The organism is Frateuria aurantia DSM 6220 (genome assembly GCF_000242255.2).
Lineage (GTDB): Bacteria > Pseudomonadota > Gammaproteobacteria > Xanthomonadales > Rhodanobacteraceae > Frateuria > Frateuria aurantia.
In genome coordinates this window covers 1,504,246-1,527,650 of the sequence record NC_017033.1, presented here as the reverse complement: position 1 = coordinate 1,527,650, position 23,405 = coordinate 1,504,246, and the positions used below count along the sequence as shown (strand labels likewise).

The following is a 23,405-nucleotide window of genomic DNA, read 5'->3' as shown; positions in this document are numbered from 1 at the left end:
TCAACCCTTCATGCTGTCGATTTCGCCGACATTGATTGTGCTGCGGTTTCTGAACAGCAGGACCAGGATGGCCAGCCCGATCGCCGACTCGGCCGCCGCCACCGTGAGGATGAAGAACACAAAGACCTGTCCCGAGGCGTCGCCGTGAAAGCGCGAGAAGGCCACGAAATTGGTATTGACCGCCAGCAGCATCAGCTCGATCGACATCAGCAGCACCAACACGTTCTTGCGGTTGATGAACAAGCCGGCCAGCGAGATGCAGAACAGGATGGCGCCCAGAACGATGTAGTGTGAAAGCGTAATCACGAAGCGGACTCCTCTGCGGCGGGTGCCACCGGCTCGGGCTGCGGCAGCTCGGCGGCCATCTTGACCAGGCGAACCCGCTGGGCCGGATCCGCCTGCACCTGCCGGGCAGGCGATTCATGCTTGGTGCCGGCGCGGACCCGCAGGGTCAGCGCCACGGCAGCCACCACGCCGACCGTCAGGATCAAAGCCGCCACCTCGAAAGGCAGCAGATACTGGGTGAACAGCACCTCGCCCAGCCAGCGGATATTGCTGCCACCGGCGACCTGGGCCGGATCGGGCCCCAGCGCCTGCTGGTGCATCGCCCGCACCCCGATCATGCCCAGCATTTCGGCCAGCATCACCAGCGCCACCACCAGTCCCACCGGCAGATAGCGGACAAAACCTTCGCGCACCCGCTCCTGGTCGATGTCCAGCATCATCACCACGAACAGGAACATGACCATCACCGCGCCGACATAGACCACGATCAGGGCCAGCGCCAGGAATTCGGCCTGCAGCAGCATCCACAGGCAGGCCGAACTGAAGAAGGTCAGCACCAGAAACAGGGCCGCATGAATCGTGTTGCGGACCGAAATCACCGCGACTGCACCCGCGACGGTGACCGCCGCGAACAGGTAGAAACAGACCAGCTGAAACAATGGCATATTCATTGATCGATCATCCTCGTCTCAGCGGTAAGCCGCATCCTGGGCGCGAGCCGCGGCGATCTGCGACTCGAAACGGTCGCCGATGGCCAGCAGCTGCGGCTTGGTCACCACGTTTTCACCGCGATGTTCGAAGTGGTATTCGTGTACATGGCTCTCGACGATGGAGTCGACCGGGCAGCTTTCCTCGCAGAAACCGCAGAAGATGCACTTGAACAGGTCGATCTCGTAGCGGGTGGTGCGACGCTGGCCATCGGAGGCGCGCGGCGCCGAATCGATGGTGATGGCCAGTGCCGGGCACACCGCCTCGCACAGTTTGCAGGCGATGCAGCGCTCTTCCCCGTTGGGATAGCGGCGCAAGGCATGCAGACCACGGAAGCGGTTGGACTTGGGAATATGCTCCATCGGGTAACGCACGGTGACCTTGGGCTTGAACAGGTAGCGGAAGGTCAGACCCATCCCCTGCAACAGCTCAAGCAAGAGCAGGCTTTTGAAATAGCTGGCTATGCGATTCATTTCATGTCCTCAGGCGGCGCCGGCCCAACCCAGATACTTCAGCCCGCCGGTCACCAGGATCCAGACGATGGCAATGGGGATGAAGACCTTCCAGCCCAGCCGCATGATCTGGTCATAGCGGTAGCGCGGAAAGCTGGCACGGAACCATACGATGGTGGTGGCGAAGAAGAAGGCCTTGATGAACAGCCACGGCCAGCCACCGTTCCACAGCCAGCTGATCCAGCCCGGCCCGCCCAGATGGATCCAGCCCTGTACCGGGCTCAGCCAGCCGCCCATGAAGAACAGCGAGCACAGAAAGCTGACCGTGATCATGTTGGTGTATTCCGCGAGGAAGAACAGCGCGAAGGCTGCCCCGGAATACTCCACCATGTGGCCGGCGACGATTTCCGACTCGCCCTCGGTCACGTCGAAGGGCGCGCGATTGGTTTCGGCCACGCCGGACACGAAATAGATCACGAACATCGGCAGCAGCGGCAGCCAGAACCAGGAGAACAAGCCCTTGCCGCCGGCCTGGGCATGGACGATATCGGTCAGATTCAGACTGCCGGCCAGCAGCAGCACGCAGACCAGGGCCATGCCCATCGCCAGCTCGTAGGAGATCACCTGCGCTGCACCACGCATCGCGCCCAGCAGCGGATAGCGCGAATTGGACGCCCAGCCGGCCAGCAGAATGCCGTAGACCCCCAGGGACGTCATCGCCAGCAGATACAGCACGCCGGCGTTGGCATTGGCGATCACCGCTCCGTCGCTGAAGGGTATTACCGCCCAGGCCGCGAAAGCCGGCCCCACCGCCAGCACCGGCGCCAGGAAGAACAGGAACCGGCTGGACTTGGAGGGCGCCACCACTTCCTTCAGCAGCAGCTTGAACACGTCGGCGAAGGTCTGGGCCAGACCCAGCGGACCGATCTTGTTCGGCCCCATCCGCACATGCATCCAGCCGATGACCTTGCGCTCCCAGTACACGTAGAAGTCGACGGCCAGAATCACCGGTACCACCACCAGCAGGATCAGCAGCAGCGGAATCAGAACATCGTGAAATAGAACATGGGCCATGATGCTATGCCTTGCTCAGGGTGATGGCCGCACCGTAAGGCGGCAGACTGGCGGTGTCGGCATGACCGGACTCGATCCAGACGGCGTCCCGCGGCACCGCCGGGTCCAGCCGGGCCGGCAGTACGACGGCATCGGCCACCCGCAGCGGATCGCCCTCACGGATATCCCGCTCGGCGGCATCCTCGGGATTCAGACGCACCTCGGCCGGCCGCGTCAGCGGATGGGCCTGCAGTGCTGCGGCACGCCGCAGTACCGCATCGCAACGATAAATCGGCCAGCTCGCCAGGCGCACCAGCCCCTCTACGGGAGCGGGCCTTCCTGACAGGCCCGAGCCCGCCACAGCCGACGGCGGTGTTTCGCCCGCACCCAGCCCGGCCAGGTCGTCGAAGGCGAAACCTTCCAGGCCCAGCTGGGCACCCAGTGCCCGCAAGACCTTCCAGCCCGGCCGCGTCTCGCCGGGCAGCGTGGCCGCGGCTTCCACGGTCTGGACCTGGCCGTCGACATTGACCAGCCGACCGTCGATTTCAGGCAGCAGACCGATCGGCAACAGGACCTGGGCGACCTCCAGCAGATCCTCGCTGGCAAAGGCCGTGAAGGCCACTACCTGGCCGGCGGCCCGCAGACCGCGCAAGGTCTGCTCGCCATTGGGCAGATCCAGCGCCGGCTCCACGCCGTACAGCAGATACCCCTGCCGCGGCTGGGTCAACATGGTGCAGGCACTCAGGCCGCCCGCAGCGGGCAGCACGCCTTGGGCTGCCAGGCCAATGGCATTGGCACCGACCGGCAGCTCGTCGATGCCGGCACCGGTGGCCGTTGCGATGAAGTCCGCCAGCGCCCGCAGCCAGGAGGCCTGCGGATGCAGCACGGCCGCCTCGCCGAGAATGATCACCGCCGGACCTGCCTGCAGTGCCTTGACGGCGGTGCGGGCCAGCTCGTCGGGCTCGACACCGGACAGCGCCTGCTGCAGCGGCGCCGGTACGCCGGCCCCCAGCTCCGCCGCGGCGGCCGCAAATCCCAGCAAGGTATCCACCAGATGCTGCGGCGCCACCACGGCCGCACCGGCCAGATCGTAATTGAAATGATAAGCCGCCGGATTGACCGCGAAGATCCGGGCGCCCTGCTTCCAGGCCTGGTGCAGGCGGTGGTTCAGCAGCGGCAGCTCGTAGCGCAGATCGGAACCGACCAGCAGCGCCGCCTTGACCTTGGGCACCTCGGCCACCGGCACCGCGAAACGGCGGGCCAGCGGGGCATCGGCCAGATCCAGCTGACGCAGACGATGATCCAGATGGGCCGTACCCAGACCGGTGGCCAGTCGCCGCAGCAGCTCGCCTTCCTCGCAGGTGCTGGCCGGATTGACCAGCACGCCCAGCTCCGGGCCTGCCTTGCGCAGGATCCCGGCGGCCGTGTTCAGCGCCTCTTCCCAGCTGACATCGACCCACAAGCCATCGCGTTTCAGTCGTGGCTGAGCCAGCCGATCCGCCGACTGCAGGCCTTGGTGACTGTAGCGATCCCGGTCGGACAGCCAGCACTCGTTGATGCTTTCGTTGTCGCGTGGCACCGTCCGCAGCACCGCGCCGCGACGGGTATGCAGCCACAGATTGGAGCCCAGCGCATCGTGGTAGCCGATCGATGGCCTGGCGATCAGCTCCCAGGCACGGGCCTGAAATTTGAAGACCTTGTTGGTCAGGGCGCCGACCGGGCAGACATCGATGATATTGCCGGACAGCTCGGTTTCGACGGTCTTGCCGATATAGGTGCCGATCTGCAGATTGTCACCGCGATTGATGCCACCCAGCTCGTAACTGCCGGCGATCTCGCTGGTAAAGCGTACGCAGCGGGTGCACTGGATGCAGCGCGTCATCTCGGTGGCCACCAGGGGGCCGAGATTCTCGTCGGCGACGGTGCGCTTGCGCTCCACGTAACGCGATACGCCGCGGCCGTAACCCAGCGAGATATCCTGCAGTTCGCATTCGCCGCCCTGATCGCAGATCGGACAGTCCAGCGGATGGTTGATCAGCAGAAACTCCATCACGTTGCGCTGAGCCTTCAGCGCACCCTCGGTGCGGGTGAACACCTTCATGCCCTCGCCCACGGGCGTGGCGCATGCCGGCTGCGGCTTGGGCATCGGCCGGCCACCCATTTCCACCTCGACCAGACACATCCGGCAGTTGGCGGCAATCGGCAGCTTGCGGTGATAGCAGAACCGGGGGATCGGAATGCCGGCCTTGTCGGCGGCATGAATGATCATGCTGCCCTTGGGCACTTGCAGCGCCAGACCGTTGATTTCGATATTGACCTGGTCCGGTGGCGCCTGATTGACAGGTTGCGCACTCATGCAGCGACTCCCAGCCGGTCATCGACGATGGAATGACCGTGCTCGATGTAGTACTCGAATTCATGCCAGAACTGGCGCAGGAAACCCTGGATCGGCCAGGAAGCAGCCTCGCCGAAGGCGCAGATGGTATGCCCTTCGATCTGGCCGGCAATGGCCTTCAGCCGATGCAGATCATCCATGGTGCCGCCACCGGCGACGATGCGGTCCAGCACCCGGTGCATCCAGCCGGTGCCTTCGCGGCAAGGCGTGCACTGACCGCAGGATTCACGGTGGAAGAACTGCGAGATGCGGCGGGTGAATTTCACCGTGCAGACCGTGTCATCCAGTACCACGATGGCGCCGGAACCCAGGCCGGTGCCCAGCGCGCGCAAGGTGTCGTAATCCATCTGCAGGCCTTGCAGCTGCTCGGCCTTCAGCACCGGCATCGACACGCCACCGGGAATCGCCGCCTTCAGGGTACGCCCGGGATACAGTCCGCCGGCCATTTCCAGCAACTCGTCGAAGGTGGTGCCCAGCGGCACTTCGAAATTGCCGCCCCGCTGCACGCAACCCGATACCGAAAACACCTTGGGACCGCCGTTCTTGGTCTTGCTCTGGGCCAGAAACCAGTCCGCGCCCTTGTGCAGGATGGAGGGCACCGAGGCAAAGGTCTCGACATTGTTGATGGTGGTGGGCTTGCCGTAGATGCCGAAGGCGGCCGGGAACGGCGGCTTGAAGCGCGGCTGGCCCTTCTTGCCTTCCAGCGATTCCATCAGCGCGGTTTCTTCGCCGCAGATATAGGCACCGGCGCCGAGAGCGGCATAGATGTCGGCATCGACGCCGCTGCCCAGCACGTTCTTGCCCAGCAGGCCGGCGGCATAGGCTTCGGCCAGGGCCTCTTCCAGATGCTCGAAGGGCTCGTGGTGGAATTCGCCGCGCAGATAGGCGTAGCCCACCGTCGAGCCGGTGATATAACAGCCGATGGCAATGCCTTCGATCACCGCATGCGGGTTGTAGCGCAGGATGTCGCGATCCTTGCAGGTGCCGGGCTCGGATTCATCGGCATTGCAGAGCATGTATTTCTGCATATCGCCTTTGGGCATGAAGGACCACTTCATGCCGGTGGGGAAACCGGCGCCGCCGCGGCCGCGCAGATTGCTCTTCTTCAGCTCGTCGATCAGGCTCGCCGGATCGGGTTTCTCGGCGAGAATCTTCTTCCATGCCTCGTAGCCCCCGACCTGGACGTAGCTGTCCAGCGCCCACGGCTTGTCGAAATGCAGGGTGGTGAAAACGACGTTGTGTTCCTGGGGTGCGGGTCCGACTGCCATTGACCTAGCCTCACTTCAAGCCATCAAGAATCTGATCGATCGCTTCGACCGACAGACGCTCGTGGTAATGCCCGTTGACGGTCATTGCCGGCGCATGTGCGCAGGCGGCAATGCACTCCTGCTCTTCTTTCAGGTAGATCCGCCCGTCGGGCGTGCTCTCACCCAGCTTGATGCCCAACTTCTTCTCACAATGACTGACCAGCCCTTCGGCGCCCTTCAGCCAGCAGGAGACATTGGTGCAGATTGCCACGTTGTTGCGGCCTACCGGGCGGGTCTCCAGCATCGAATAGAAGCTGGCCACCTCGTAGGCCCAGATCTCAGGCAATTGCAGATAACGGGCCACGGCGACGATCAGCTCGTCAGTGAGAAAACCCTGGTTCTGTTCCTGGGCCGCGAACAGCGACTGGATCAGGGCCGAACGCTTGCGGTCCGGGGGAAACTTGGTCAGCCAGTGGTCGATATGCTTGCGGGTGTGCTCGTTCAGCGCGACCAGCGGATCGACATGGGCAACCTGATCGGCATGTCCTGTGGCTTTCATTCCCGTTCTCCAGGCAGCTGCATCTGGCGCATCAGCGATCCACCTCGCCAAAGACCAGGTCGTAGGTACCGACCATGGCCACCACGTCGGCGAGCATATAGCCGCGCACGATGGTGTCCATGGACGAAAGATGGGCAAATCCCGGCGCCCGCAGATGGACCCGGAACGGCTTGTTGGCGCCGTCGGAAATCATGTAGCAGCCGAATTCGCCCTTGGGCGCCTCGACAGCCTGATAGGTCTCGCCAGCCGGCACGCCATAGCCTTCGGTGAACAACTTGAAGTGATGGATCAACGCTTCCATGTTGTCCTTCATTTCGGCGCGCCTGGGCGGTGCCACCTTGTAGTTCTGCGCGATGACCGGTCCGGGGTTGGCGCGCAGCCATTGCACGCACTGGCGGATGATGCGGTTGGACTGGCGCATTTCCTCGACACGGACCAGGTAACGGTCGTAGCAGTCGCCATTGACGCCGACCGGAATATCGAAGTCCATCTCGGCATATTTGGCATAGGGCTGCTTCTTGCGCAGATCCCAGGCCATGCCCGAACCGCGCACCATGGCGCCCGTCATGCCCCAGGCCAATGCGGTTTCCGGAGAAATCACACCGATGCCGACCGTGCGCTGCTTCCAGATGCGGTTGTTGGTCAGCAGCTCTTCGTATTCATCCACGCACTTCGGAAAATTGGCGGTGAAGGCATCGAGGTAGTCCAGCATCGAGCCTTCGCGCCAGCTGTTGAGGCGCTTCAGATCAGCGCCCTTGTGCCAGGGCGACTCGCGATACTGCGGCATCTGGTCAGGCAGATCGCGATAGACACCGCCTGGCCGGTAATAGGCCGCGTGCATCCGCGCACCGGACACGGCCTCATAGACATCCATCAGATCCTCGCGCTCGCGGAAGGCGTAAAGCATCACCGCCATCGCGCCCAGATCCAGGGCATTCGAGCCGATCCACATCAGATGATTGAGAATGCGGGTGATCTCGTCGAACATGGTGCGGATGTACTGGGCGCGCTCCGGCACCTCGATCCCCAGCAAGGTCTCGATCGAGCGTACATAGGCATGTTCGTTGCACATCATCGACACGTAATCCAGTCGATCCATATAACCGATCGACTGGTTGAACGGCTTGGACTCGGCCAGCTTTTCGGTGCCGCGATGCAGCAGCCCGACATGCGGGTCGGCGCGGACCACGGTTTCGCCGTCCATCTCCAGGACCAGGCGCAGCACACCATGGGCCGCCGGATGCTGGGGACCGAAGTTCATCGAATAATTGCGGATTTCAGCTGCGGACACGCTCAATTCTCCCGCCAGTGATCGGCCGACTCGGCCTTGGCCTGCTCCAGATCGGAGTCGTTGCGCAGCGCGCGCGGCACCAGCACCCGTGGCTCGATCGACACTGGCTGGTACACCACCCGCTTCTGGCTGGCGTCATAACGCACCTCGACATTGCCGATCAGCGGAAAGTCCTTGCGGAAGGGATGGCCGACAAAACCGTAATCGGTGAGCAGGCGCCGCAGATCCGGGTGTCCCTCGAACACGATGCCGAACAGGTCGAAGGCTTCGCGCTCGAACCAGTTGACGCCCGGCCAGATATCCGTCAACGAAGGGATCAGCGGCAGCTGATCATCTTCGGCATAGACGCGCAGCCGCAGACGCCGGTTGTGGTGCAGCGACAGAAGTTGCACCGTGATCGCGAAGCGGCGCGGACGCTTGCCGGGATGCGGGCGCCCTTCCCAGCTGAAACGACCCACCGTGGCACCGGTCACGCCGCGGGAAAATCCGTTGCCGGCGAAACTGTTGGTATCCCACTCACCCTGGCCGTAGCCGAGAAAGTCGACGCCGGCCAGATCGATCAGCTCCTGGAACCGGAAGTCCGCCTCGTCACGCAAGGCGGTCGCCACGGCCAGCAGATCGGCAGCCGGCACTTCCAGCATGGTCTCGCGACGTTCGGTGGTGACGGACACGCCGTCGCCAAACCGTGCAGCCAACTGCACGGCCAGCGTTTGGGGCTGCGTATTGCTCATCTAGAAACCTCAGCGCGCAATCGTTTGTGTGCGACGGATCTTCTTCTGCAACTGGAGGATGCCGTGGATCAGCGCTTCCGCCGTCGGCGGGCAGCCAGGCACATAGATATCGACCGGCACGATGCGATCGCAGCCGCGGACCACGGAATAGGAATAATGGTAATAGCCACCGCCGTTGGCGCAGCTGCCCATCGAGATCACCCATTTGGGATCGGGCATCTGGTCATAGACCCGACGCAAGGCCGGCGCCATCTTGTTGACCAGGGTGCCAGCGACGATCATCACGTCGCTCTGGCGGGGGCTGGCACGGAACACCACCCCGTAGCGGTCAAGATCCATGCGCGAAGTGCCGGCATGCATCATTTCCACTGCACAGCAGGCCAGGCCGAAGGTCATCGGCCACATCGAGCCAGTCCGCGCCCAGTTCATCAGCGCATCCACCGAGGTGGTCACCACCCCGCGCTGGACCAGCGGATTGCTCTCCGCCGGACGCAGGATGTCGTCGACCAGATTCAACGGCTCGGGGTTGTGCATCAAACGGTCGACACCAGCTATCACTCCCATTCGAGTGCTCCCTTCTTCCACACGTAGGCAAATCCGACCACCAGCAGCAGCAGGAAGGTGGCCATTTCGGTCAGACCGACCAGACCGAGCTGCTTGAACACCACAGCCCAGGGAAACAGGAAGGCGATTTCGAGATCGAAGATGATGAACAGAATCGCCAGCAGGTAATAACGCACGTCAAAGCGCATGCGGGCATCTTCGAAAGCTTCGAAGCCACACTCGTAAGCGGTGAGCTTTTCCGGATCGGGATTGCGTGGCGCCGCCACCAGTCCGATGCCCAGCAGGGCGATGCCCAGGCCGACCGCCACGCCAATAAACAGCAAAATGGGCCAGTATTCGACAAGCACGAGATACTTACCTCCGCGCATCGGGCGCATCAGTGGCCGCCAGCATCAACCCGACGGCAAGGAACCAAGCGAATCAGCGCACCAGGAAAGGAAACGGATCCTCAGCCTTGGCGCACGGCCGATGCCGGCATTTCCCACGAGCGAAATGCAGACGCGACATTGTATCGCATTGACCATGCCTCACAAGTCTTGACGCAACGCATCAAAAGTGATCCCTGAAGTAAAATCGAATGCCGCGCAAGACTATGCGACAAACTGCCGCTATATGGTGTTGGATGTCACCGTAGGCAGGCCATGCTGGGTCAGCAGGCCTTCAATCAGCGCGCGGACGTTCTGCACCGCCTCGTCAGCGGAAAACTGGATGCCGACACCCGGTATCCGATTGCCCTGGGCGCCTGGCGGCGTGATCCAGGCCACTTCACCATGAACCGTCAGCTGCTCGAAGTGATCGGCCAGACTGATGCTGGCGGCGACCGGGTCGCCCAGCCGGTAGCGTCGCCCGGTGGCAATGAACAATCCGCCGTGGCGCAGATAAGGCATGTAACTGGCCTGGAGCTGGGTCATTCCGGCAAAGCGCAGGGCCAGCGGACCTTGCGTGCGTTGATCGAAACCCGTTTCCATGGCCAGCACCTCGTTTCGTCAAAATTCTTCATCGCGACCTGACGGGCCTCTATACGTCCACATCGCCCGGCCCGACACACCACCAGCCCCAGGTATCGAAGATCCATGGCCCGCCGCCACCTGACTCCAGACGCAGAAAACACGGGCCTTTGGACCATGGCCGATCCTGTCGCTGCAGATCATAGCCCCCGTCCCCACGACGCGCCAGAGGCGCCCGGTCCCACGACCATGATTGCAGTCCGCCAGCGTCCCGCGCCAGCAGCCGCAGGCCGGCCCTGCGAGCCAGCCATCCCGGTCGCCAGGGCAGCCGCACGCGGCCATCCACCGCGATAGCCGCCTGTGACGGGGGCAGATAGATCTCCGGGCGTCGGACCAGCCGGCGAAACCGTCCCCCGCTGAGTCGCAACTGGCTGGCATAGCATTCCATCGCGGCCCGCTTGCGCAGTGTCCAGCCCATATCGATGCTCGTCAATTGCCAGCCGCCCTTCGTCGCCCCGCCTCCATGCAGGCCGTAACCCAGCATTCGGGGTGCCGACGTCCCGCATGCATGCAGCGCCAGCCGCAACAGCACATGGGCACTGCCATGATCGGGATGCCGGTCCGAAAGGTCCGGACCCAGCACCATGCTCGGCGCAAACGCCTGGATCTCGCGCAGCAATGCCGCCACTGCATCCCCGCGCGGATCAAGCAGCAGCGAAGTGACCCCCAGATCCGGCCAGCCGAACCGGATCAAACGGATCCCGTCCAGACCCATGCATTGCAGGGCGGACCGCATCTCGGCCTGCCGCAGAGCCCCCCAGCGCCGACGATCGGCGGCCTCCAGTCGCCAGCGCCGCTCGACCCAGCGCTGCGGCCATGGATTGGCCTCGCCATCCGTCAGCAACACGATGGCCACCTCGCCACCAGCATCCCGCACCGCCTGCATCAGCTCGGCGCAGCCCAAGGTCTCATCATCCGGATGAGGAGCCACCACCATCAAACGGGTACCGGCATCCGGCAAAGGCATGGCTCTCATCATCGAGCGGATGCGGCAGGACCCGGTCGCCAGCCCGCCTCCCAGGCACGCGAATCCAGCAGCAGCAGGGGCTCATCGCCAGGCAGCTGCAGATAATGCATGCCGGCCTCGAGATGCCAATGCGTGGCCGAGGGCTCTCCATCCATGGCCGCCGGAATCGCCTTCACCCCATCGGTCAAGGTGTAATCACCCGGCAGTTCGAGCCGCAACGGATGCTCGGCACCCGCAGGTCCCGCCGCCAAAACCCGGCCGGCAACATAGAGCTCCCCTTGCAGGGGCAGATAATTGCGGACTACAAAACTGTCGGACAGTGGTGACAGGGACTGACGCACCACCAGATGTGTGGTGTGGCGAACCAGCTCGTTGGCCACCGCATCCGACCATGCCCGCCGCCCCGCCTGCCAGGCCTGGGGACTGTCAAGGAAAGGGTAGTAAGGCCGCTGCCTGAACACGGCCGCGCCGGAAGCATCCATGACCAGATCACCCGGCGCACTGTAACGCAGTACCGCCGCAAGCATCTCGCGGTGAGAGCGCAAGGCATCCCGCCCCGGCGGCAAGGCCCAGCCGATGCAGGCCAACTCGCTTGCCAACAGCAGACCGCAGGCCAGGGGGCCGCGAAACCCGCGCCAGACGGTCCAGCGGGCCATCTCGCCAAAGACCAGCAGACCCGAAACGGCAGCCAAGGGCATGAAATCCGGCCGCCCGTACCAAGGCCAGGCCAGCACCACCATGGTCAGCCCCAGCCAGCTGCACAGCGCCAGCATCAGGCGCCATGCGGCCCGCCAGTCCACATCGATCCCGCGCCAGCGCCAGCTCAGCCCGACCATGCCGGCCAGCGCCAGCATCATGCAGCCGGCAAGGCGCCAACCACTGGCCAGCCCATCCTCGTTCAAAGCCTCGTCCCACAGCCAGGCGGCCATGGCCGGCCAGACACCATGCCAGATCAGCCAGATCAGACAGATCCCCGGCGCCAGCAGCAATCCGGCCAGACCCCAGCCCAACCATTGCAGCGAAGGCAGCGTGTGCTCGCCCAGACGCCTCAAGGCCACCGCCACGGCCGCCATGGCGACCAGCGACAACAGCCAGGCCATCTGCAGACACAGGCACAAAGCCAGACCCGCGAAGACCCCTGCCAGCCACACGCGATGACGGTTGCCGCCAGGCCCGGCAGACACCATCAGCGCCAACGCGGCAAGACTCAAACCACACCACATGCCGTCGATGCCGGCCTGACCCATCGCCGCGAACAGGGGCGGATACAAGCCCACCAGAAGCATCGCGGCCAGCCCGGTGCCCGCCCCGTACAGACGCCTCCCGATCGACCACAAGGCATACAGACTCAAACCGTACCAACCCAGCGCCGCCTCGCGCAGCCCGGTCATGACCCAGGCCTGCGGCCCGATCCAGCCGATCACCAGCCGTTGCCACCACCCCAGCAAAGGCGGATACAGATCCATGACGTCGCGATAAGGCAGGCGCCCCTGATTCCAGCTCCAGGCCAGATGCGCCTGCTGCAATTCAACCGGCAGCAAGGGCGAGGCCTTGATCAGCCCCCAGCGCAGCAGCAGCAAGCCCAGCAGCACCAGCCAGGCAAAGCGGGGCGAACGCCAGCCGGCCACAGGCATTGCCGGCACCGCATCAGGCGGGCAGAAAGACATCAAGGGGCGCCTACCGCCAGCCAGACAGAATTTCCAGCAACAGCAGATCCAGTCGCAATGGTCCCCGGACCTGCTCACGGCAGAGATTCACCTGGGCATACCAGGCCAGCAGGCCCTGCTCGTCCAGACGACTGCCCAACGGCGGCGCCTCGCCAACGGCCCGTGCACGCAACTCGTCCACCGCCGCCTGGGCGGCAAACCACAGGCGCTGGGCCGGATGACTGTCCTGCCAGCGCCGCACCACCTCCAGCAACGGCACCCGGCCCTGCGCCAGGCCGGCGAGATCCTGCCGCACTTCACTGCGCCAGGCCAGCTCGCCCGCGCCATGCCAGCGCAACGCCAGGCCCGGATTGCCGGCAGCCGCCAGCAGGGCGGCCTCGGCCTCGGCCGCAGACAGTCCCTGTTGCTGCAGCCAGTCCAGGGCCAGAGCCTGGTCAGGCAACTGGAAATCGATGCGTTGACAGCGACTGCGGATGGTCTGGGGCAGGCGCCAGGGCTGATCGGCGATCAACAGCAGCAAGGTCTGCTCGGCCGGCTCCTCCAGGGTTTTCAGCAAGGCGTTGGCGGCCGCGGGGTTCATCGCGTCAGCCGGGTCGATGCAGGCCACCTGCCAGCCACCGAATTGACTGCGCATGGCCAGTCGCGCCGACAGCTCGCGGACCTGGTCCACCACGATCTCGGTACGGGCACTGCCATCCTTGCGCAGCCCCAGCCCCAGTCCGATCCGGTCCGGATGCGTACCGGCTGCCAGCAATCGACAACTGCGGCAGCTCCCGCAGGCTTCGCCATCGGCTGGCTGATCACACAGCAGGGACTGGATCAACCGCTGCGCAAACAGGCGTTTGCCCAGACCTTCCGGTCCTGCCAGCAGCAGAGCATGCGGCATCGCCTGCCGCTGCCGTCGCTGCTGCAGGCGTCGCCAGGGCTCCAGATGCCAGCTCGGCATCGAGGCCGTCATGCGCCGATGGCCAGCAGCGGTGCCAGTGCCGCCACCGCCCGGGCCAGCACTTCATCGGGCGGAGCACTGGCATCAATCAGCTGAAATCGCTGCGGCTCGTCCGCCGCCCGCTGCCGATAGACCGCCTGCACCCGCTCGAAAAAGCCGTTACCTTCGGCCTCGATGCGATCCGCCTCGCCACGCCCTGCCGCACGGGCCCGACCGATATCGACCGGCAGATCAAGCAGCAAGGTCAGTGCCGGCATGGTGTCGCCGCATACCCATTCGCGCAGCCCCTCGATGCGGTCGGCCGGCTGCCCCCGTCCCGCCCCCTGATAGGCGAAACTGGCATCCACGTAACGATCGCACAGCACCCATTGCCCGGCCGCCAGTGCCGGCCGGATCACCTCCCGCACCAGTTGCGCGCGGGAAGCGAACATCATCAGCAACTCGGCCTCCGGATGGACCGGCGGCTGTGCCGGATCCAGCAGCATCGCGCGCAAACCATCTCCCAGCGCAGTACCGCCAGGCTCACGAGTCTGCAGCAAAGGCAGGCCAAGATCGGCGAAATGCCGGACCAGACCACGGATCAAGGTGCTCTTTCCGGCCCCCTCGCCGCCCTCGATGCTGATAAAACGTGTCAACGACTCAGTCATGGCAATGTTTCAGCTGGTAACAGGCGACATTGCGATCATGTTCCTGCAAAGTCCTGGCGAAGATATGATGGCCGTCACCTCGAGCCACGAAATAAAGGTCCTCTCCATCGGCAGGATGCAGGGCAGCCTGCAAGGCAGGTCGCCCTATCATCGCGATCGGCGTCGGCGGCAGACCGGGCCGGGTATAGGTGTTGTAAGGCGTATCGGTGGTCAGGTCGCTTTTGTGGATCGTACCCGCATAACGACTGCCCATGCCATAGATCACGGTCGGATCGGTTTCCAGCAACATGTGCTGTTGCAAGCGACGGATGAATACCCCGGCAATCCGGGCCCGCTCGTCGGCCTGACCGGTCTCCTTTTCCACGATGGAGGCCAGGATCAAGGCCTGATAAGGCGTCTGCAACGGCAGGTCCGGCGCCCGTTGCGCCCAGTCCGCCGCCAGCAGGCGTTGCTGAGCCCGCAAGGCACGCTGCAGGACCGAAACATCGGTATCGCCCTTGACGTAGGCATAGGTATCGGAGAGGAACTGCCCTTCCGGCGAGACACCCGGCTGGCCCAGCGCCTGCATCAGAGCCGCATCGTCGAGCTGGTCGAGGCGATGCCGCATCTCGGGGGCGGCGGCCAGCGCCTTTCGCACCAGACTCATGTTCCAGCCGTCGACCAAGGTAAAGGGATGCTGCATCACCCGCCCCCTGGCCATGCGCCGCAGCAGCTCGAGCGGATTCAGTCCCGCCTCCAGGGCGTACTCGCCGGCATGCAGACGACCGTCCACACCCAGCTGCCGGGCCGCCAGTCGCCAGTAGAGGGCGCCATGAGCTGTAATGCCCCGCTGCCGCCATTCCGCCACCAGATCATTCAGGCCATGACCGCGTACCAGATCGAAACGATCATAGCCGGCCACCTGGACCAGCGGCGTGACCAGAAACCGCTGATAGCTGCGCCAGCCGCTCCACGCCGCCAACCCGAGAGCCAGCAGCAGAAGCAGCGCCGGCAGACGCCACCGGCCGGATCGATTGCTCATGTTTCCACCTTTCCATCAACGACCGCGGCATCCGTCGCCATGGCCTGCCAGAGTGCCTGCAGCTGCCGGGTCCAGGGTCCGGGTCCCATCCGCCGTGCATCGAGCGCCGCCACCGGCACCACCCCGCGCAGACTGGAGCTGAGGAACAGCTCGCTGGCGCGCTGCAGGTCGTCAGGATACAGCGTCTCGACCTCGATCTGCGGGCACTGCGCCAACAACCAGGCCCGCGCCACGCCGGCCACGCCACAGCGATCCAGAGCTGGCGTCAGGCAGCGCCCGTCGATGACCGCGAACAGATTGGCCGCCGTGGCGCTGACCACCCGGCCATCCATATCCAGCATCAGGCCTTCGCTCATGCCAGGATCACTCCATTCCGCTCGCGCCAGCACCTGCTCCAGTCGATTGAGATGCTTGAGTCCGGCCAGCGCCGGCTGGATGGCCCAGCGGGTTGCGCAGGAATGCAGTCGCACCCCCTCGGCAAGCAGCGCCGGATTCGTCGCGGGTGCCGGCGAGGCGGCCAGAATGCGCCGGGTCTGCGCCACGACCGGTGGCGCATAACCGCGCGGGCCGCTGCCACGCGTCAGACTCAGTCGCACCACGGCCTGAGGCAAGTCGGACGTCAACTGCCGCATTTCATCCAGCAACACCGCCGGATCAGGACAGAGCAGCCCCAGCCTGGCACAGCCGATCTCCAGCCGGGCCCGATGCAGTGGCCACAGGCGCGGCCTGCCCGCCTCGACCCAGACCGTCTCGAAGAGACCGTCACCATAAGCCAGGCCGCGATCATCCGCCGGCACCAGCCCCGTGGCGACCCCGTCAATCAGGATCCGCCCGCTCATGCCGGCACCCCAAGCCCCCGCAACACGCCACGGGCCTTGTGACGGGTTTCGTCGAGCTCGTGTAGCGCCACCGAATCGACGACAATGCCGGCGCCGGCGCGCAGTCTGGCCTGCCGCCCGACCAGGGTCACGGTGCGGATCAGGATATTGGTATCCATATCGCCACGCCGGTCGAGATATCCGAGTGCCCCGGTATAGGCGCCACGCGGAGCCGCTTCCAGTGCCGCAATGATTTCCATGCAGCGGATCTTGGGGCAGCCGGTGATGGTGCCTCCGGGGAATACCGCGGAAACCACCTCTCCCGGCGTTATCCCGGCGCGCAACTCGCCACGCACGTTGGAGACGATATGGTGGACATGCGCATAGCTCTCGACCACCATCAACTCGTCGACCCGGACCGTGCCCGCAGCGCAGACGCGACCCAGGTCATTGCGCTCCAGATCGATCAGCATCACATGCTCGGCACGCTCCTTGGGGTGACCGACCAGGGTCTCGACCTGGGCCCGATCCGCGGCCTGGTCGGCCATGCGCGGACGCGTACCCGCAATCGGCCGGGTCTGGACCGTCCGGCCACGGACCTCGACCAGGCGCTCCGGCGAAGAGCTTAGACAGGACCAGCCCGGCTGCTGCAGCAAGGCGGCGAACGGTGCCGGATTGGCCTTGCGCAACCCGGCATAAACCGATGCCGGCTCGGGCGCGGTCGCATATTCAGCCCGCCAGCCCCGGGAAAGATTGACCTGGAATACATCGCCAGCCGCCAGATGCTCGTGGACGGCAGCCACGCCATCCAGAAACTGCCGGGCGTCGTCCTCGTGCAGCTGCGGTACCTCGGCACAGGGCGAGACCGGCGCCGAGCCAGCCGCCTGCAGGTCTTCCGTCATCATGTCCAGCAGGTGCGCCTGCCCTTCCTCGGCGATCAGCCAGGTCTGGCGCGCCTGATGATCGACCACGATCGCGGCCGGGCAGCGCAGGGCCAGGGCCAGGGGCACGTCGTCCGCGGACTTCAACTGCAGGCACGGCTCGATATGACCGATCATCTCGTAACTGAAATACAGCCCCCAGCCACCGACGAAGGGCAGTGAGGACTGCAAGGCCGCATCGGCACTGACGGCCCACAACCGGTCCAGTTCGGCCAGAAAATCACTGCCAGCCAGCCGACCCTCGTGGCTGTGCAGCTGGCCATCGCCATCCAGCCGCAGGTAACCGCCCTGATGCAGCAGCAACAGGTCGTAACGCCCTTGCGGGCCGGCCGCCGCCGCACTCTCGAGCAGCAGCGGATAGCGCTGCGGATGCAGCGCGGCCAGCGCGAGCAGGTCGCGCTGGCCGGGAAGGCAACTCGCGATCACCGGGCCGTCAGAGCCGGCGGAAGATCAGCGTGCCATTGGTGCCGCCAAAACCGAAGGAATTGGACAACACCAGATCCAGCTTGCCCTGGCGCGCCTCGTGGGGTACGAAATCCAGGTCGCAGCCTTCACCGGGCTCATCCAGATTGATCGTCGGCGGCAGGATCTGGTCACGCAGGGCCAGCACCGAGAAGATCGCCTCGACACCACCGGCCGCACCCAGCAGATGACCGGTCATCGACTTGGTCGAGCTCATCGCCAGCGTATGGGCATGCTGGCCGAACACGTTCTTGACCGCATTGACTTCGCCCAGATCGCCGACCGGCGTCGAGGTACCGTGGGCATTGATATAGTCGACATCTTCGGGATTGACGCCCGCATCACGCAGGGCATGACGCATGCTCTGCTCGGCACCGGCGCCGCTGGGCGCGGTGATGTGATAGGCATCGCCCGACATGCCGAAGCCGGCCAGCTCGCAGTAGATCTTCGCGCCGCGGGCAACCGCATGCTCGTACTCTTCCAGCACCAGAATGCCGGCACCGTTGGACAGCACGAAACCGTCCCGGTCCTTGTCCCAGGGACGACTGGCCCGCGTCGGATCATCGTTGCGGCTGGACATGGCCTTGGCTGAGGCAAAGCCGGCCATGGCAGTGCCGGTGGTGCCGAACTCGGCGCCGCCGGCAACCATTACATCGGCATCACCGTAGGCAATCAGTCGCGCGGCCAGGCCGATATTGTGGGTAGCCGTGGTGCAGGCCGTGACGCAGGCCAGATTGGGCCCCTTCAGACCCCATTTGATCGAAACATGGCCGGAAGCCATGTTGATGATCGAGGCCGGCACGAAAAACGGCGACACCTTGCGCGGACCGCGGTCACGCAGATCGATCGTGGTGTTCTCGATGGTATGGACACCACCGATGCCGGCACCGATGCAGACGCCGATCCGCTCGGCATTGGCTTCGGTCACTTCCAGCCCGGAATCCGCCATGGCCTCGGCGGAAGCCGCAATGCCATAGTGGATGAACGGATCCATCTTCTTGACATCCTTGGCGGCAATCCATTGAGCCGGATCGAAATCGCGCACCTCACCGCCGATGCGGGTCGAAAAACCCGTCATGTCCATGCAGGTGATTTCGCCGATGCCGCTGACGCCCTTGGTGATGTGCTCCCAGGCGGTGGCGATAGTGTTACCGACCGGTGAGACAATGCCCAGGCCGGTCACAACCACACGTCGTTTGCTCATGTCGTATGTCTTCCTCAATGGATATACCCGCTGTTGCGCCGGCATATCGCCTGTCCGGCAACCTGCCGCTCCATACGCGGCCGCAGGTTGCGCCTGACGGAAACGAAAACTGCGCCAGATGGCGCAGCTTCGCTTTGGTTCACGGAATGGTTCGTGCTGTTGACATCACGTCAATCCGTGACTGCTGCTCAGTCCTTGGAATGAGCCTTGATGTAGTCGACAGCCTGCTGCACGGTGGTCAGCTTCTCGGCTTCTTCGTCCGGGATCTCGGTCTCGAACTCTTCTTCGAGAGCCATCACCAGTTCGACCGTATCGAGCGAGTCGGCGCCCAGATCGTCAACGAACGATGCGTTTGCCGTGACTTCGTCTTCTTTCACGCCAAGTTGCTCGATAACAATCTTCTTGACGCGCTCTTCGATGGTGCTCATATACCCAAACCTCCTGGAGGAACTGATGATCTGATGCCGGCTCGATCAGAGGATCGACCGGCGATGGTGTCGACGGCCCCGGCGATGATCGCCCCAGGCCGTCATGACGAATCGCATCGAAGCTTCGATGCGAAACCGCCATTGTCTCCTAAAACGCGGTCGCTGGCGACAGTCTTGCTGCAACCGTCCGTACCTGGCTTTCACTTCACTCGACCCCGCCCCCATCCCGCTGACGGAGGTCTCCGCAACGGGCAGGCGGGCCGAGACTACGCAGACACAAGTAAAAAGTTCGATAAGAACCGCTCGACCTGCCCGTCTCAGGCCATGTACATCCCGCCATTGACATGCAGGGTCTCGCCGGTGATATAGGCCGCTGCCGGCGAAGCCAGGAAGCTGACGGCCTGCGCAATGTCCGAGGCCTCGCCCAGCCGGCCCAGCGCAATCTGGCCCAGCAGCGCGGTCTTGGCATCGTCCGGCAGCGAGCGGGTCATGTCGGTATCGATAAAGCCCGGCGCGACCACGTTCACGGTGATGCCGCGACTACCCACCTCGCGGGCCAGCGACTTGGAAAAGCCGATGATGCCGGCCTTGGCCGCAGCATAATTGGCCTGGCCCGGATTGCCGGTCAGGCCGATCACCGAGGCGATCGAGATGATCCGGCCCTTGCGGGCCTTCATCATGCCGCGCAGCACGGCCTTGGACGTACGGAATACCGAGCTGAGGTTGGTGTCGATGATGGCCTGCCAGTCCTCGTCCTTCATCCGCATCAGCAGCTGATCGCGGGTGATGCCGGCATTGTTGACCAGCAGGCTCACCGCACCGAATTCTTTTTCGATACCGGCCAGCAAGGCCTCCAGCCCCTCCTTGTCCGTCACGTCCAGCGCACGGCCATGACCGCCCAGCGGCGCGAGGCGCTCGCCAATGGCCTTGGCCCCCGACTCGCTGGTGGCCGTGCCGATCACGGTCGCGCCCTGACGGGCCAGCTCGTCGGCAATCGCCGCGCCGATACCCCGGCTGGCGCCGGTCACCAGAGCGATCTCGCCCTTCAATACTTGGGTCATGCTTGCATCCTCAAAGATATGACTTGTCCGGGCCCGGCATCGCCCGCACCCGGATCATGGCTCAGGCGCGTGCGTGAGCCAGTGCCGCGTCGAAATCGGCCGGCGTCGCGAGACTGCGCAGCTCGATCGACTTGTCGATCCGCTTCACCAATCCGGTCAGCACCTTGCCGGGACCGCACTCGACCACTGCGGCGGCACCGCCGGCTGCCAGGGTCTGCACGCACTCGGTCCAGCGCACCGGCAGATACAGCTGACGCTGCAAGGCTTCGCGGATAGCCGCCACATCGCCCGCCACCCTGGCATCGGCATTCTGGATCACCGGGATCTTCGGCTCGGACCAATCCAGCGCAGCGAACCGCTCACCCAGCCTCTCCGCGGCGCCCTTCATCAAGGCGCAATGCGAGGGGACTGAAACCGCCAGCTTGACGATCTTGCGGACACCCTCGCTACCAAGACGGGCCATCACCCGATCCACCGCCGCCGCATCGCCGGCGATGACCAGCTGCCCCGGCGAATTGTAATTGGCAGGCGCCACCACCTGATCTCCGGCCTCAGCCTCGCAGGCCGCCAGGATCTGGGCGTCATCCGCACCCAGGATCGCGGCCATCGCACCGGCGCCGGCCGGCACCGCCGCCTGCATCAGACGTCCACGCTCGGCAACCAGTGCTGCTGCAGGACCCAGCTCCAGTACGCCGGCGCAGACCAGAGCGCTGTACTCACCCAGGCTGTGGCCGGCCAACTGGCCCGGCAATGCGCCGCCGGCAGCCTGCCAGGCGCGCCAGACACCGACACTGGCCGCCAGCAGAGCCGGCTGGGTATGCTCGGTCTGGTTCAGGCGATCTTCCGGACCCTCGCTGACCAGCTGCCACAGATCGTAACCCAAGGCCTGGGAGGCCTCTGCAAAACTGGTCCTTATCTCGGGATGGAGCGCCGCCAGCTCGGCCAGCATGCCCACCGACTGGGAGCCCTGTCCCGGAAACACGAAAGCCAGCTCGGCAACCGCACTCGTCATACACACACTCCAGTCAAACCATCATGCCAGGCGCCGCCCATGCGGCGGCGGCCTGTCGTATCCATCAATAACGCAGCAGAGCCGACGCCCAGGTGAAACCGCCACCGAACGCTTCCAGCAGCAGATTCTGGCCACGCTGCACGCGCCCGGAACGCACCGCCTCATCCAGCGCCAGCGGTACCGAGCCGGCCGAGGTATTGGCATGCCGATCCACGGTAACGATCACCCGGTCCATCGACATGTTCAGGCGCTTGGCCGTCGCCTCGATGATGCGCAGATTGGCTTGGTGGGGGATCAACCAGTCCACCTGCGACTCCACCATCCCGGCCGCCTTCAAGGTCTCGCCGACCAGGGCATCCAGGGTCTTGACCGCCACCTTGAAAACTTCACGACCGGCCATCTGCACCCGCAGACCATGATTCGGCCCATCGGTGAAACCCGAAGAGATGCCCACCGGACAGGTCAGCAGCTCCTGGTAGCCACCATCGGCATGCATCAGCGAGGCATAAATGCCCGGCTCATCCGAGGCCTCCAGCACGACCGCGCCGGCACCATCGCCGAACAGCACCGCCGTCTCGCGCTCCTGCCAGCTGACAATCCGGGTCAGGGTCTCGGCTCCGATGGCCAGCACGCGACGGTATTGACCGCCACGAATGAACTGGTGCGCCACGCCCAGGGCATACATAAAGCCCGAACAGGCCGCGTTGACATCGAAAGCGGCACAGCCGTTGGCACCCAATCGATGCTGGATCAAGGCGGCCGTCGAAGGAAATACCAGGTCCGGCGTGGTGGTCCCGACCACGATCAGATCCAGCTCGCCGGCCTTGATGCCGGCATCCTGCAGGGCCTGCTGCGCGGCCCGATGACCCAGACTGGCCGTGGTTTCACCCGGCCCCGCGATCCTTCGTTCACCAATACCGGTACGAGTACGGATCCACTCGTCACTGGTGTCGACGAACTTCGTCAGATCCTCGTTGGTGACCACCTTCTCGGGGAGGGCACTGCCCGTCGCGACGATCCGCGCATATCTTTCGGTCATGGTTTTTTCCTGATCGGTCCGTGGCCATCAGCCCGGCCACGCCAAGCCTGCCGCGACGAAGGTGAATCCGGCGGCTATGCCAACACAAATGCAAAGCGGCGCAACAAGGCGCCGCTTCGGATACACAGATACCACAGGAACCAGGACTCAGTCCTCGTCAGCCACCGCAGCGGTGGTTTCGATTACCTTCTTGCCACGATAGTAGCCGTCCTTGGTGACGTGGTGGCGCAGGTGCACTTCGCCACTGGTCGGATCGGTCGACAGCTGAACGGTCTTCAGTGCGTCGTGGGAGCGGCGCATGCCGCGGGTGGACGGGGTTTTGCGGCTTTTGGCAACAGCCATGACATCTCTCCAGCTAATTCAATGTTTCTTGAGTCCGCGCAGAATTGCGAACGGATTATCTTCAGGTTCCGCCGCCACCTCGTCGGCCGCCTCGGAAACCATGACCTCTTCAGGCAATTCGCTTTCCGGATTGACCGGAACCAGCGGCAGCCCAAGCAAAAGTTCGTCCTCGATGACGTCGGCTGGCGACAGCCGACCATCCTCGTCGACCAGCAACGGTTCGTAGCCTTCCAGCAAGGCGGCCTCCTCGCGCTCGGAGCGGATCACTCCCAGACGGGTATCGACCTGCAGCGGAAACACGAACGGCTCCAGATTCCGCTGACAGATCAGCGTCAAGGGAGCCAGTGCCCGAAGTGCAATATAAGCCACTCCGAAGTCATCGGTGCCGAAGTCCAGAGCATACTCCACCTCGCCCTCGGCCGAAGCCAGAGCCGCCGCCAGCCTTTTCATGCGGGCGATGGGCAGCTTCCCCTCGAAAGAACGCCGGGCGGAAATCATCCGCCAAACGTCCACAGACACTGGTAAAGTCACGGACATATCTCAGGTATTGTAGTTGCA

The 23,405-nt window shown here is 64.3% G+C and carries 26 protein-coding genes; all 26 read right to left on the bottom strand.

Annotated elements, in window-relative coordinates:
* The 26 genes from nuoK to FRAAU_RS06885 all read right to left on the bottom strand — a co-directional run bounded on the left by nuoK (position 1) and on the right by FRAAU_RS06885 (position 23,384).
* Positions 1-306 (bottom strand): NADH-quinone oxidoreductase subunit NuoK, encoded by a 306-nt coding sequence (gene nuoK / locus FRAAU_RS07010; protein WP_014402852.1) that lies wholly within the window; start codon positions 304-306, stop codon positions 1-3.
* Positions 303-956, bottom strand: a complete 654-nt coding sequence (locus FRAAU_RS07005; RefSeq protein WP_014402851.1) for an NADH-quinone oxidoreductase subunit J — start codon at positions 954-956, stop codon at positions 303-305. The genes nuoK and FRAAU_RS07005 overlap by 4 nt, the downstream gene beginning before the upstream one ends.
* A gap of 18 nt (positions 957-974) precedes the next feature.
* Positions 975-1,466 carry an NADH-quinone oxidoreductase subunit NuoI gene (gene nuoI, locus FRAAU_RS07000; RefSeq protein ID WP_014402850.1) on the bottom strand — a complete coding sequence of 164 codons (492 nt, stop codon included), beginning with the start codon at positions 1,464-1,466 and terminating at the stop codon, positions 975-977.
* 9 nt (positions 1,467-1,475) lie between these two features.
* Positions 1,476-2,519: an NADH-quinone oxidoreductase subunit NuoH gene (gene nuoH, locus FRAAU_RS06995; protein ID WP_014402849.1), complete on the bottom strand. Its 1,044-nt coding sequence runs from the start codon at positions 2,517-2,519 to the stop codon at positions 1,476-1,478.
* A gap of 4 nt (positions 2,520-2,523) precedes the next feature.
* The gene (gene nuoG, locus FRAAU_RS06990) at positions 2,524-4,854 is read right to left on the bottom strand and encodes an NADH-quinone oxidoreductase subunit NuoG (RefSeq protein WP_014402848.1); all 2,331 of its coding nucleotides are present in this window, start codon (positions 4,852-4,854) and stop codon (positions 2,524-2,526) included.
* Positions 4,851-6,161, bottom strand: coding sequence for an NADH-quinone oxidoreductase subunit NuoF (gene nuoF / locus FRAAU_RS06985; protein WP_014402847.1), 1,311 nt, complete (start codon positions 6,159-6,161; stop codon positions 4,851-4,853). Before nuoF ends, nuoG begins: the two co-directional genes overlap by 4 nt.
* Positions 6,162-6,171: 10 nt before the next feature.
* Positions 6,172-6,699 carry an NADH-quinone oxidoreductase subunit NuoE gene (gene nuoE, locus FRAAU_RS06980; RefSeq protein WP_014402846.1) on the bottom strand — a complete coding sequence of 176 codons (528 nt, stop codon included), beginning with the start codon at positions 6,697-6,699 and terminating at the stop codon, positions 6,172-6,174.
* 31 nt (positions 6,700-6,730) lie between these two features.
* Entirely contained in the window at positions 6,731-7,960 is a 1,230-nt protein-coding gene (locus FRAAU_RS06975) for an NADH-quinone oxidoreductase subunit D (protein WP_041270923.1), read from the bottom strand.
* A gap of 32 nt (positions 7,961-7,992) precedes the next feature.
* Positions 7,993-8,721, bottom strand: coding sequence for an NADH-quinone oxidoreductase subunit C (locus FRAAU_RS06970; RefSeq protein ID WP_014402844.1), 729 nt, complete (start codon positions 8,719-8,721; stop codon positions 7,993-7,995).
* A gap of 9 nt (positions 8,722-8,730) precedes the next feature.
* Positions 8,731-9,285 carry a NuoB/complex I 20 kDa subunit family protein gene (locus tag FRAAU_RS06965; RefSeq protein WP_014402843.1) on the bottom strand — a complete coding sequence of 185 codons (555 nt, stop codon included), beginning with the start codon at positions 9,283-9,285 and terminating at the stop codon, positions 8,731-8,733.
* Positions 9,276-9,632 carry an NADH-quinone oxidoreductase subunit A gene (locus tag FRAAU_RS06960; RefSeq protein ID WP_014402842.1) on the bottom strand — a complete coding sequence of 119 codons (357 nt, stop codon included), beginning with the start codon at positions 9,630-9,632 and terminating at the stop codon, positions 9,276-9,278. Before FRAAU_RS06960 ends, FRAAU_RS06965 begins: the two co-directional genes overlap by 10 nt.
* Before the next feature lie 261 nt (positions 9,633-9,893).
* Complete coding sequence (locus FRAAU_RS06955; RefSeq protein ID WP_014402841.1) at positions 9,894-10,253, bottom strand: PilZ domain-containing protein; 360 nt, start codon at positions 10,251-10,253, stop codon at positions 9,894-9,896.
* Between the two features lie 49 nt (positions 10,254-10,302).
* On the bottom strand, positions 10,303-11,259 hold the full coding sequence (locus FRAAU_RS06950; protein ID WP_052317848.1) for a PIG-L deacetylase family protein: 957 nt from the start codon (positions 11,257-11,259) through the stop codon (positions 10,303-10,305).
* Between the two features lie 8 nt (positions 11,260-11,267).
* Positions 11,268-12,926 (bottom strand): hypothetical protein, encoded by a 1,659-nt coding sequence (locus FRAAU_RS06945; RefSeq protein ID WP_014402839.1) that lies wholly within the window; start codon positions 12,924-12,926, stop codon positions 11,268-11,270.
* A gap of 10 nt (positions 12,927-12,936) precedes the next feature.
* Positions 12,937-13,872, bottom strand: coding sequence for a DNA polymerase III subunit delta' (gene holB / locus FRAAU_RS06940; RefSeq protein ID WP_156803366.1), 936 nt, complete (start codon positions 13,870-13,872; stop codon positions 12,937-12,939).
* 8 nt (positions 13,873-13,880) lie between these two features.
* Complete coding sequence (gene tmk, locus FRAAU_RS06935; RefSeq protein ID WP_014402837.1) at positions 13,881-14,519, bottom strand: dTMP kinase; 639 nt, start codon at positions 14,517-14,519, stop codon at positions 13,881-13,883.
* Entirely contained in the window at positions 14,512-15,540 is a 1,029-nt protein-coding gene (gene mltG, locus FRAAU_RS06930) for an endolytic transglycosylase MltG (protein ID WP_014402836.1), read from the bottom strand. Before mltG ends, tmk begins: the two co-directional genes overlap by 8 nt.
* Entirely contained in the window at positions 15,537-16,379 is an 843-nt protein-coding gene (gene pabC, locus FRAAU_RS06925; protein ID WP_014402835.1) for an aminodeoxychorismate lyase, read from the bottom strand. The genes mltG and pabC overlap by 4 nt, the downstream gene beginning before the upstream one ends.
* Positions 16,376-17,725, bottom strand: coding sequence for an aminodeoxychorismate synthase component I (locus tag FRAAU_RS06920; RefSeq protein WP_014402834.1), 1,350 nt, complete (start codon positions 17,723-17,725; stop codon positions 16,376-16,378). The genes pabC and FRAAU_RS06920 overlap by 4 nt, the downstream gene beginning before the upstream one ends.
* Positions 17,726-17,732: 7 nt before the next feature.
* Positions 17,733-18,965 carry a beta-ketoacyl-ACP synthase II gene (gene fabF, locus FRAAU_RS06915; RefSeq protein WP_014402833.1) on the bottom strand — a complete coding sequence of 411 codons (1,233 nt, stop codon included), beginning with the start codon at positions 18,963-18,965 and terminating at the stop codon, positions 17,733-17,735.
* Positions 18,966-19,153: 188 nt separating this feature from the next.
* Positions 19,154-19,393: an acyl carrier protein gene (acpP, locus tag FRAAU_RS06910; protein WP_014402832.1), complete on the bottom strand. Its 240-nt coding sequence runs from the start codon at positions 19,391-19,393 to the stop codon at positions 19,154-19,156.
* Positions 19,394-19,710: 317 nt separating this feature from the next.
* Positions 19,711-20,454 (bottom strand): 3-oxoacyl-ACP reductase FabG, encoded by a 744-nt coding sequence (gene fabG, locus FRAAU_RS06905; RefSeq protein WP_014402831.1) that lies wholly within the window; start codon positions 20,452-20,454, stop codon positions 19,711-19,713.
* A gap of 61 nt (positions 20,455-20,515) precedes the next feature.
* On the bottom strand, positions 20,516-21,466 hold the full coding sequence (gene fabD / locus FRAAU_RS06900) for an ACP S-malonyltransferase (protein ID WP_014402830.1): 951 nt from the start codon (positions 21,464-21,466) through the stop codon (positions 20,516-20,518).
* Positions 21,467-21,530: 64 nt separating this feature from the next.
* Positions 21,531-22,505, bottom strand: a complete 975-nt coding sequence (locus FRAAU_RS06895; protein WP_014402829.1) for a beta-ketoacyl-ACP synthase III — start codon at positions 22,503-22,505, stop codon at positions 21,531-21,533.
* 147 nt (positions 22,506-22,652) lie between these two features.
* Entirely contained in the window at positions 22,653-22,847 is a 195-nt protein-coding gene (gene rpmF / locus FRAAU_RS06890) for a 50S ribosomal protein L32 (RefSeq protein WP_014402828.1), read from the bottom strand.
* Positions 22,848-22,865: 18 nt separating this feature from the next.
* A complete protein-coding gene (locus tag FRAAU_RS06885) occupies positions 22,866-23,384 on the bottom strand; it encodes a YceD family protein (protein ID WP_014402827.1) in 519 nt (172 codons plus the stop codon).
* Between the last annotated feature and the right edge of the window lie 21 nt (positions 23,385-23,405).